At 40.7% G+C, this 10,928-nt stretch carries 10 protein-coding genes; 7 read left to right on the top strand and 3 right to left on the bottom strand.

The window, feature by feature from the left end; all coding sequences use genetic code 11:
- A partial coding sequence (gene dnaA / locus QZ562_RS16520; RefSeq protein ID WP_293762538.1) for a chromosomal replication initiator protein DnaA occupies nt 1–1,319 on the bottom strand: 1,319 nt, incomplete at its 3' end.
- A 290-nt stretch (nt 1,320–1,609) separates the two neighbouring features.
- Here dnaA and rpmH point away from each other — a divergent pair.
- The 5 genes from rpmH to mnmE are packed head-to-tail and all read left to right on the top strand — an operon-like array spanning nt 1,610 to nt 5,437.
- Nucleotides 1,610–1,744, top strand: a complete 135-nt coding sequence (gene rpmH / locus QZ562_RS16515) for a 50S ribosomal protein L34 (RefSeq protein ID WP_293762535.1) — start codon at nt 1,610–1,612, stop codon at nt 1,742–1,744.
- 2 nt (nt 1,745–1,746) lie between these two features.
- Nucleotides 1,747–2,109, top strand: coding sequence for a ribonuclease P protein component (gene rnpA, locus QZ562_RS21330; protein ID WP_363315375.1), 363 nt, complete (start codon nt 1,747–1,749; stop codon nt 2,107–2,109).
- A 45-nt stretch (nt 2,110–2,154) separates the two neighbouring features.
- Nucleotides 2,155–2,391 carry a membrane protein insertion efficiency factor YidD gene (yidD, locus tag QZ562_RS16510; RefSeq protein WP_293762532.1) on the top strand — a complete coding sequence of 79 codons (237 nt, stop codon included), beginning with the start codon at nt 2,155–2,157 and terminating at the stop codon, nt 2,389–2,391.
- A 13-nt stretch (nt 2,392–2,404) separates the two neighbouring features.
- The gene (gene yidC, locus QZ562_RS16505) at nt 2,405–4,060 is read left to right on the top strand and encodes a membrane protein insertase YidC (protein ID WP_293762526.1); all 1,656 of its coding nucleotides are present in this window, start codon (nt 2,405–2,407) and stop codon (nt 4,058–4,060) included.
- A 24-nt stretch (nt 4,061–4,084) separates the two neighbouring features.
- Nucleotides 4,085–5,437, top strand: coding sequence for a tRNA uridine-5-carboxymethylaminomethyl(34) synthesis GTPase MnmE (gene mnmE, locus QZ562_RS16500; RefSeq protein WP_293762523.1), 1,353 nt, complete (start codon nt 4,085–4,087; stop codon nt 5,435–5,437).
- On the opposite strand, the gene QZ562_RS16495 is transcribed toward mnmE, so the two are convergent.
- Nucleotides 5,396–6,364, bottom strand: a complete 969-nt coding sequence (locus tag QZ562_RS16495; protein WP_293762521.1) for a homoserine kinase — start codon at nt 6,362–6,364, stop codon at nt 5,396–5,398. The genes mnmE and QZ562_RS16495 overlap by 42 nt on opposite strands.
- Before the next feature lie 129 nt (nt 6,365–6,493).
- On the opposite strand from QZ562_RS16495, the gene polA reads away from it, so the two are divergent.
- Nucleotides 6,494–9,208 (top strand): DNA polymerase I, encoded by a 2,715-nt coding sequence (gene polA, locus QZ562_RS16490; RefSeq protein WP_293762518.1) that lies wholly within the window; start codon nt 6,494–6,496, stop codon nt 9,206–9,208.
- Between the two features lie 330 nt (nt 9,209–9,538).
- Here the strand turns inward: polA and yihA are convergent, their stop codons facing one another.
- Entirely contained in the window at nt 9,539–10,129 is a 591-nt protein-coding gene (gene yihA / locus QZ562_RS16485; protein ID WP_293762515.1) for a ribosome biogenesis GTP-binding protein YihA/YsxC, read from the bottom strand.
- Between the two features lie 98 nt (nt 10,130–10,227).
- On the opposite strand from yihA, the gene QZ562_RS16480 reads away from it, so the two are divergent.
- Nucleotides 10,228–10,839 (top strand): c-type cytochrome, encoded by a 612-nt coding sequence (locus QZ562_RS16480; protein ID WP_293762513.1) that lies wholly within the window; start codon nt 10,228–10,230, stop codon nt 10,837–10,839.
- Nucleotides 10,840–10,928 lie beyond the last annotated feature (89 nt).

Raw genomic sequence — 10,928 nt, 5'->3', positions numbered from 1 at the left:
GTTAAAAGCCTAACAATATTTTCATAATCTTCATCGAGTAGGTTATCTACATTACGTAACTCAACAATTTTCCGACAAGCATGTAAGACTGTCGTATGATCGCGCCCCCCGAAAGCACCACCTATTTCGGGAAGACTATGCCGAGTTAATTCTTTAGTAATGCTCATTGCTAATTGGCGAGGTCGAGTAATTGAACGGGTTCTTCTACTAGAAAGTAGATCGGCAACCCTTATTTTGTAATAAGTAGCCACCTGTTTTTGAATTTTTTCTATAGTGACGGGTTTATCTTGTACGGCTAGAAGTTCCTTTAAAGCTTGGCGAGCAAAATCTTGGGTTATTCGTTGTCCGGTGAAATGAGCATGTGCAATAACTCTTTTGAGCGCACCTTCTAACTCCCTAATGTTAGATTTAAAACGTTCGGCAATGAAAAAAGCAACGTCATCTGGCACGGATACATTAGCTTGCTCAGCTTTACTATTGAGTATGGCCACTCTGGTTTCAAGATCGGCTGGTTTAATATCAACAGCTAAACCCCACCCAAGGCGAGATCTAATTCTATCCTCGAGGCCTTCAATTTCTTTTGGGAAACGATCACAGGTAATGACCATTTGCGCCTTTGATTCGTATAAAGAATTAAAGGTATGAAAAAACTCTTCTTGTGAACGGTTCTTATCGGCTAAAAACTGAATATCGTCAACTAACAGTGCATCCAAGCTGCGATAATAATTTTTAAACTCATTCATTTTACTATGCTGAAGTGCTTTAACCATGTCAGATACAAAGCGTTCACAATTGACATACAAGATATTACTTTCAGGATTTCTTTGTCTAATCTGATTTCCAATGGCATGCATCAGATGTGTTTTTCCGAGACCGACTCCACCATAAATATACAATGGATTGTAATCAGACCCAGGAGTACTGCTAATTTGAATAGAAGCGGCCCTAGCCAATTGATTAGATTTACCCTCGACAAAGTTACTAAAAAGTTGAGACTCACTGAATGTTGATGCTTTATTTAGTTTCTTAATAGGTTGGTTAACACCACTTTCTTTAGCGGGACTAATTGGTTTAGTTTGTGAACCGATGGATAAATTAACAGAAATTGATTTGCTGTCGTCTAAGCCCGACACCAGTTCGATAATGCGTTCAAGAAAGTGTTTACGAACCCAATCCATGACAAACCGATTGGGAGCTAATAATTTAAGAACACTTAATTCTTGTTCAGCTTGCAGCGGCAATATCCATGTATTTAACTGTTGTTCACTGATCTCAGTTTCTAAACGAGAAATACACTGTTGCCAAATTTCGATCAAAATAGGGAATCCTGTTTTTTAGTAAAAAGTTGTATAAGGAGGAGATTAAACTAAGAGCGATGAGACAATATAAAAAAATCGTCTCTCATTATTTTATAATTTTAATAGTATAATTATCCACAGGCTTAGCAAAGCCTGATGGGCTAAAAAGTTTAATATCCACAGCTTGTTCTAAAAGGTATTACCAATACCGCACAAATGCCCTTGCATTAAGGGTTGACGTGAGATCGTCGTCAAAGTACATTACCGCGCCTTGTTGAAACCGACAAGTAGAATTTGCTGAGATATTAGACATGAAACGTACTTTTCAACCAAGTAATTTAAAACGTGCAAGAACGCACGGATTTCGCGCGCGTATGCAAACAAGCGGCGGCCAAAATGTAATTAAGGCTCGAAGAGCAAAAGGTAGAGCTCGTCTAACACCTTAGTAGTGACTGAGAAAGCCGAGGAATCATTCCCAAGGCAGTTAAGACTAACAACAGCAATAGATTTTCGGCATGTTTTTAGCAAAAATAATCGGTTTGGCGACGCAGGCATTACAATTCTGGTAAGTTCACATACCAGTGAAAATCCTAGAATTGGTTTTGCCATAGCTAAAAAGCAGATAAAGAAAGCCGTAAATAGAAACAGTTTGAAAAGAGTATTCAGAGAGAGTTTTAGAAAAAATCAGCATCGTTTACCGGCAAGAGATCTAGTTGTAATGGTGCGAAAGCAAATTTTGCTAAACGACAGCACTAAATTAAGAGCTTGTCTGGAAAAACACTGGGATAGCATTATTAGTCGATGTGCTTAGAAATGCAGGTTATCGATAGCTACAGATAAAAGATGCCAATAGACCATGCGAAAAATTCTAATTTTATTAATACGCAGCTACCAATATTTGCTTAGCCCATTCTTAGCTAGTAGTTGCCGTTATATTCCCACTTGTTCTCACTATGCCATTGAAGCCATCTCGGAACATGGAGTGTTCAAAGGCCTATTTCTAACCATTAAACGTCTTTCGTGTTGCCATCCTTGGCATGCCGGTGGTTACGATCCTGTGCCCCAACCTAAAACAACTAACGCCAAAATCTGACCAGAGTAATTTGATGGACAATACAAGACTATTTCTGTTTGCAGCAACCGCTTTTGTCGGAATGTTAATTTGGCAACAGTGGCAAGTTGACTATGGCCCGCAGCCAGTCATTGCTGAACAAAGTAATAATGAGGTTGCCAATCAAGATCTACCTAACCTTGTTAATATGGAAGACTTGCCAGATATAGATGATCAATCGGGCAGTAAAAATATCGAAATACAAAATGATACACTACAGGCCAGTGCGTCACTTATAACAGTTGAAACAGATGTTATTATTGTTGTTATTGATAGTCGTGGTGGCGTCATTCGGTCAGTTAAGTTAAAAAAATATCCACTAACACTAGACGATCCCAATGAGTTTCTTGAGCTTGTACATAGTAGCAAGGATACGGTGCATATCTTGCAAAGTGGCCTTCGCAACAGAGCTAATACCGCTCCTACACATCACAGTATTTTTGAGTCACAAAAACAGAATTACATTATGGCCCAGGGCGACGACGAGCTATTAGTGCCGCTGACCTGGCGCCAAGATGGTATTGAAGTCGTAAAAACTTTTCGATTCATTCAAGGTGACTATCTAGTCAATGTTGAACATACTGTTTTAAATAATTCTGGATCCGATTGGCAAGGCAGTGAATATCGCCAATTGCAACGAACTCGACCACTATCAGAATCAAAATTAATTAATACCTACACGGGTGCTGTGTATTACAACGAGGAAGATAAATATACCAAATTTAGTTTTGATGACATGGAAGACGAAAAGTTAAAAATAAATTCGACAGGTGGTTGGATAGCAATGATCCAACATTACTTTTTATCAGCCTGGATACCCGCACAAGAAGGCACCAACCTCGTTTATAGTATTTCTAGCACAAATCGTTATCCAGCGACCTACACAATAGGTATGCGATCTGCTAATAAGACGGTCACTAACGGCGGCAGTGCGGAGTTTAACAGCCAATTTTTTGTTGGCCCTAAACTAGTAGAGCGACTGGAAGAAATTACACCGGGGCTAGATCTTACTGTGGACTACGGCGTACTAACCTTTCTGTCTAAACCTTTGTACTGGTTGCTTTCGTTTTATCATAGCTATGTTGGGAATTGGGGCTTAGCTATCATCCTGTTAACTTTTACCATTAAAGCTGTTTTCTATAAACTCTCTGAAGCTAGTTATCGATCAATGGCTAGAATGCGCAAGGTAGCACCGCGTTTAAAGAAATTGAAAGAGCGACATGGTGATGATCGTCAGAAAATGAATCAAGCAATGATGGAGCTATATAAGACCGAAAAAATAAACCCAATGGGTGGCTGTCTACCAATGCTAGTTCAAATCCCAGTATTTATTGCGTTGTATTGGGCTCTATTAGAAACAGTTGCCCTACGACAGGCGCCTTTTATCTTGTGGATTCAAGATTTATCAGTAATGGACCCTTACTACGTTATGCCAGTCATTATGGGCATTAGCATGTTCATACAGCAGCGATTGAATCCTGCACCACCTGATCCAATTCAAGCAAAAGTTATGATGGCATTACCTTTTGTTTTTACTATATTCTTTGCATTTTTCCCAGCTGGATTAGTACTTTACTGGATTGTAAACAATTCGCTATCAATCGCTCAGCAATGGGTTATTACTAAACGTATTGAATCTGGTGGCAAATAATCACCAACAACAGTCATTTAGTTAATGCTTAGCAACAAATCAATACCCGTTGTTGAAACCATCGCAGCGGTTGCAACACCACCAGGTATTGGTGGCATTGGTATTATTCGTATATCAGGTCCAAGTGCACTTGAAATTGCTCAAATCTTAACGGGTACGACTTTAGAAAAAGGTCGTGCCCTGTTTAGAAAGTTTCTCGATGAAACCGCCCACCCAATCGATCATGGTCTCTGTATTTATAGCCAGGCTCCACATTCATTTACAGGTGAGCATGTTGTAGAGGTTCAGGGTCACGGTGGCCCAATACTACTAGACATGTTGTTAGAGCGAATTTGTTCGTTAGGCGCTCGGCTAGCGCGAGCAGGGGAATTTTCTGAACGTGCTTTTCTAAACGGAAAACTTGATCTTGCTCAAGCTGAGGCTGTTGCTGACCTGATTGAATCGGGCAGTCGCGCCGCAGCAAAAGCCGCTATACGTTCACTAGAGGGCCAATTTTCGTCTCAAGTAAAACACTTGGTATCCGAACTAATCTATTTAAGAGCCTACGTCGAAGCCGCACTTGATTTTGCTGAAGAAGAAATAGACTTTCTGGCCGATAGTTCAATACAAGATAAACTCGATAGCTGTCGATCAAGCCTTGATAACTTACTTAAGCAAGCCGAACGTGGTCGAGTATTAAATGATGGCCTCAATGTTGCTATTGTTGGCTTGCCCAACGCGGGTAAATCAAGCCTACTGAATTATCTGGCTGGATATGAAGCTGCTATTGTAACTGAAATACCCGGTACAACCCGTGACGTGTTACGTGAAAATATTTCATTGAAAGGCATTCCTGTTCGCATTAACGATACAGCCGGATTACGTGCCTCTGATAACCTCGTCGAACAAGAAGGCATCAAAAGAGCCTGGTTGGAAATTGACAAAGCCGATACAATAATACTATTGGTCGATGGTAATCTTGGTCTAACGCCAGACGATCAAAAAATAGTCGAGGCCTTAGTATCATCCAACTATCATTTAATTTTCAGTAAGTCAGATCTACTCGCTAAACCGACTGAATTGAAAGTTAGTGATTACTTTATCTCAACCAAAAGTGGAGAGGGAATCGACGCCCTGATTGATTTAATCGTTGGAAAAGATTCTGATTATAATCTAGATAACCAGACAATATTAGCCAGACGAAGACACGTGGAAGCTTTAATCAGCGCTCAAGCAAGCCTTAATCAAGCCCATTTAATTTTTACCGAGACACATTCAGGCGAATTAATGGCAGAAGACTTACGTATTACCCAACAACACCTCAACGAAATAACGGGCGAGTTTACCTCTGATGACTTACTCGGAACTATATTTTCCAGTTTTTGTGTTGGTAAATGAGATAGGCTTTTCTCTCCTCAATAGCAGCATTTTTCTGAACTCAACCGGGTCTTTAACGAAGGTCAATTCACCTTTAAGTGGAAAATTAAAATCATGAAGTCGAGAAAGCCAAAAACGTAAAGCCGCTACTTCAAGCATTATTGGCAACGCTGTAAGTTCACACGCTTGTAACAGCCTAACCTCATTATAAGCCGCAATAAAACTCGACATTTTTTCTGGCAGTAGTGCACCTTCACTGTCAATACACCAATCATTAGCGGTAACGGCCATATCGTAGATCAGATAATCGTAGCAGGCGTAGTCAAAATCAATAATACCACCCAAACAATCGCCATCAAATAACACATTGTCGTGAAATAAATCGCCGTGTAATGCGCCCTGTGGCAGGTCGGCCAAATCAGTCAGTTCAAAATCCTCAATGACCAGATTAATCAGGTTTAGATCAGCGTCATCTAATACATCATGCAATTGTTGAGAAATCGATTTCCACCAGTTAAGGCCACGACTATTAGATTTATGGTTTTTGTAGCTGAGACCAGCCAGATGAAATCTTGCAAGTTCAGCGCCAATCTGGCGACACTGATCAACAGCAGGGTTTCGACAAACAGACCCTGGAATTCGATTAACAATAGTAGCCAGCTTGTGATTTAAAGGCGAAAATAGCAGTCCTTCATTGTCGACTATTGGAGCTGTGCAATTAACCCCTTTGTCAGCGAGGTGATGTTGTAAGCCAAGTACGTAATCAAGGCCTGCATTATCAAGATGCTCAAATAGGGTAAGCACATATTGACCCATTTCTGTTTCTAGCCAGTAGTTAGTGTTTGTAACCCCAGCACTGATACCGGCATAGTGAATTAATTTGCCTATAGAGTAGCGCTGTAGGAAAGTAAATAGCTCATCAGGCTCAACCTTTGTATAGACAGACATCAAAGGCACCAATAGTTTGGCGCAGCATAAAGGTGAACAGCTGTGATATTATTAAAGATCAAATTCAAAAAATTAGCTCTCGGAAATTTTTAACGACATTCTTCAGGGGCGGCATTGTAGCGCATCAATATGAATCAAGAAAATCGAAAAAAACTAGTATTAGTCGACGGAAGTTCCTATTTGTTCCGAGCTTTCCACGGTATGCCGCCATTGACCTTTGATGGCCATCCGACCGGAGCAATTTATGGCGTATTGAATATGCTACGCAAACTAATCATGGACGAAAAACCGGACAATATTGGCGTTGTGTTTGATGCTAAAGGTAAAACCTTTCGTAATGACATATATGAATTATATAAAGCCAATCGCCCTCCAATGCCAGACGAACTCAGAGTTCAAATTGAACCCCTGCATCAAATCATTAAAGCACAGGGTTTACCCTTAATCAGCATTGCAGGAGTCGAAGCGGATGACGTTATAGGCACCATGGCAGTCGCTGCAGTAAAAGCTGGATATGAAGTTTTAATATCAACGGGTGACAAGGACATGGCTCAACTGGTGAACGAAAACGTACGCCTCATTAATACTATGAACAACCAGTTAATGACAGTCGATACAGTGCCTGAAAAATTTCAGGTAAAACCCGATCAAATAATCGACTATCTGGCACTCATGGGTGATACCTCAGACAATATTCCGGGAGTCCCAAAAGTTGGCCCTAAAACAGCGGCCAAGTGGCTGGCCCAATACCATAGCTTACAAGGTGTTATGGACCACGCCGATGAAATCAAAGGAAAGGTCGGCGAATACTTACGAGATTCGTTAGATTTCCTGCCAATGTCTTATGAATTGGCTACAATAAAATTAGACTGCGAGACGGAGGTCGAGATAGATGAACTAATACAGTCGGAGACAGACATCAGTACCCTCGCCGCCTTCTATCAGCAATTTGGTTTTAATCGTTGGTACGATGATTTAATTAATTCACAGCCAGAACAATCGGATGCACCAATAGTTCAGGTTGAATCAAACAAAGCTGATGAATACGAATGCGTTCTTACCACCGATGCTTTTGAAAAATGGTTGGCGTTACTGCAAGCGAGTCAACTGTTTGCGATTGATACCGAAACCACCAGTGTGGAGTATATGGTGGCAGAGCTGGTCGGCATTTCGATTTGTATTGAAGCTGGAAAAGCCTGTTACATACCACTTTGCCATAACTATGAAGGTGTTCCATCACAACTTAAAAAGAAAGACGTTCTTGCCGCCCTTAAACCAATACTGGAAAACCCTAATATTAGAAAAATTGGTCAAAACATTAAATATGATGGCCATATTTTTATTGGTGAAGACATTCACATGGAAGGCATTGCGCAGGATACGATGCTGCAATCCTACGTCCTCAACTCAACTGCGACTCGTCATAACATGGATGCACTAGCGAAATATTATCTAAACCACGAAACCATTCATTTTGAAGACATTGCTGGAAAAGGTGTAAAACAGGTTACCTTTGATAATATTGACATAGTCGAAGCCACCAAATATGCGGCCGAAGATGCTGATATTACATATCAGCTCTACAATCATCTGAACAAACAACTGCAAGCCGAGCCGGGCTTAAAAAATGTCTACCAAACCATTGAATTACCTTTAGTAGAAGTGCTCCTTAAAATTGAACAAAATGGCGTCTTAATCGATCGCGAAAAATTACAGGCACAAGGTGTTGAGGTTGATGCTCAGTTAGCAATAATTGAAGCCTCAGTTTATGACAAGGCTGGAGAGTCGTTTAACTTAAGCTCTCCAAAACAGATACAGGTCATTCTTTATGACAAATTAGGTTTACCTATTTTACGCAAAACACCCAAAGGTCAGCCCTCGACTGCTGAATCTGTATTGGAAGAATTAGCGCGTGACTATGAAATACCGGCTTTGATAATAGAACACCGCAGTCTGAATAAATTAAAGACAACCTATATCGACAAACTGCCTAAAGAGATAAATTTATCGACTGGCCGAGTTCACACTTCTTATCAACAGGCCATTGCATCAACAGGCCGGCTATCTTCAACCAATCCTAATTTACAAAATATACCCGTTCGAACAACGCAAGGGCGCCGAATAAGAGAAGCGTTTATAGCAAAACCAGGTAATAGTGTTTTGGCACTCGACTATTCGCAGATAGAACTTCGCATCATGGCTCACTTGTCAGCGGATGAAAGTTTGCTTGAAGCTTTTGATAAAGGAATTGATGTTCATAGGGCAACAGCTTCCGAGGTATTTGGTGCACCAATAGAAACCGTTGATGCCGAGCAGCGTCGTGCGGCTAAAGCCATCAACTTTGGTTTGATTTACGGCATGTCAGCATTTGGATTGGGTAATCAACTTAACATCGGGCGTAACGAAGCTCAGGCCTATATCAATACTTATTTTGAACGCTATCCTGGTGTGCGTCGATATATGGATGAAACCAAACAACGCGCTCACGATGAAGGATTTGTTGAGACTGTTTTTGGTCGTCGTTTGTACTTACCTGATATTAATGCGAGTAAAGCAATGCTGCGTCAATATGCAGAGCGAACCGCGATCAATGCACCGATGCAAGGCACTGCTGCCGACATCATAAAGCGAGCAATGATTTCAGTACATCATTGGCTAAAGGCAGACGGTGATAATACTAAAATGATTATGCAGGTTCACGACGAACTGGTTTTTGAAGTAGCTAGTAACGACATTGAGCGCACACAAGCAGAAATTTCAACACTAATGACGGGTGCTGCCGACCTAGCAGTGAGATTAGAAGTTGATGCTGGTGTTGGTGTTAATTGGCATGAAGCACACTAATAAAAAGCGGCTAACAAAATAATAAAATACACTTAAAGGAATAAATGATAACAAAAGAGTGATAATGGGAACTTAGTCAAAAGCTAAGTGTCAATTAAAAGGCGTTATTGCCCGATACGCCATTGTTCGTTCTCCCTCTTATGGACGAATAATGTTCCGGAACCCCATCCGGTTCAACCAATTTCCCTGATAGTTTTACTATCAGGGTTTTTTTATATATTAGCTACAATCCATCGTATAATTACACAGCATCAACGATGATTAGAAAAAAATATAAGGATTTATTACTTGCTACCAAGTTGATGCTCTAGTTTTGAGATAAAGAGTAAATCAACCTAGAGCTAGCCACTCAGCGCACTTTGTTTCCAATTGATCTAATCCTTGGCGGTTTAAAATTGATAAACTAGAAACGGAGTGCCTTTCATCACCAAGACTTCTTTTAACAGCAGACATGGTTTTACTAATAGCCGCTTTGGACAATTTATCGGATTTGGTTAGAAGAATGTGTAAATCGATTTGATGTCCAGCCAAATCAATCAAGGCTTGATCTATGTCGCTAATACCTCGACGAATATCGACCACTATGACAAGACCTTCTAGAGCCTTACGCTCGAGCAAAAAGGTAGAAAGCACAGTGCCCCAATGCTCTCTTAACTTAGTGGGAACCTTAGCAAAACCATAACCAGGCAGGTCAACCAAGCGTCTGCTCTCTTCAATACCAAAAAAATTAATAAGCTGAGTTCGTCCAGGCGTTTTGCTCGTTTTGCATAATTTCTTCTGATGTGTCAGGCAATTAATAGCACTAGACTTTCCCGAATTAGACCGCCCTGCGAAAGCAACTTCCCTACCCTCGTCAGGCAAGATCTGGGATAATTCGAAGGCACTGGTTAAATACTGGGCCTGTTGGAACAAATTACTCATAAATAGGTCTTTATACTCAAGTTGAATGGGGAGCTGGTGTATAATATAGGTTATTGTCCAAAATTCCGAATCCGCATCAATAATAATTAGGAGAAGTCATGAAATCGAGCTGTACCAGAGCTATTGTAATTGTATTATTCAGTTTAATGTCACTTACCTCGTACGCAGCAGATATTCTAGCTGGCAAATCAAAAAGTGCCGCTTGTGCTGGTTGTCATGGTGCAGATGGTAATAGTATGAGTGGTACTTGGCCGAGCTTAGCTGGTCAACATGCTTCTTACCTAGCAAAGCAATTAAACGATTACAAATCAGGTGCACGCGTCAACGCAACAATGCAAGGTATGGCAGGTATTCTTGCCACCGAAACCGACATACAAGATGTCGCTGCTTACTACCAGAGTCTGGAACTTAAGCCAATAAAATTTGACGATAAACTAATCGCAAAAGGTGAAAGTATCTTCCGTGGCGGCATTACTGAAATATCAGTACCTGCTTGTATGGCTTGCCATGGACCTAATGGTTCAGGGAATGCAGCAGCAGCCTGGCCTTCGCTGAAGGGTCAACAACCTGATTATATTGTGTCTCAATTACAAAAATTTCGAGAAGGTTCACGAGCCAACGATACGGGCAAAACTATGCGCAATGTTGCGGCTCGTATGTCTGATTCAGAAATGACGGCTGTTGCTGCTTATATTGCTGGCATTAAATAAGGTCCAACAAAGTTAAAGTTTAGGTCCTCAGGAATAAGCGCTTGAGATCTTTATAACTAAAGGTTTATGAATAAGGCACAAGTTATATT

The sequence above is a fragment of the uncultured Paraglaciecola sp. genome, assembly GCF_913058035.1.
In the GTDB taxonomy this organism is placed as follows: domain Bacteria; phylum Pseudomonadota; class Gammaproteobacteria; order Enterobacterales; family Alteromonadaceae; genus Paraglaciecola.
This window is presented reverse-complemented; position numbering and strand designations above follow the sequence as displayed.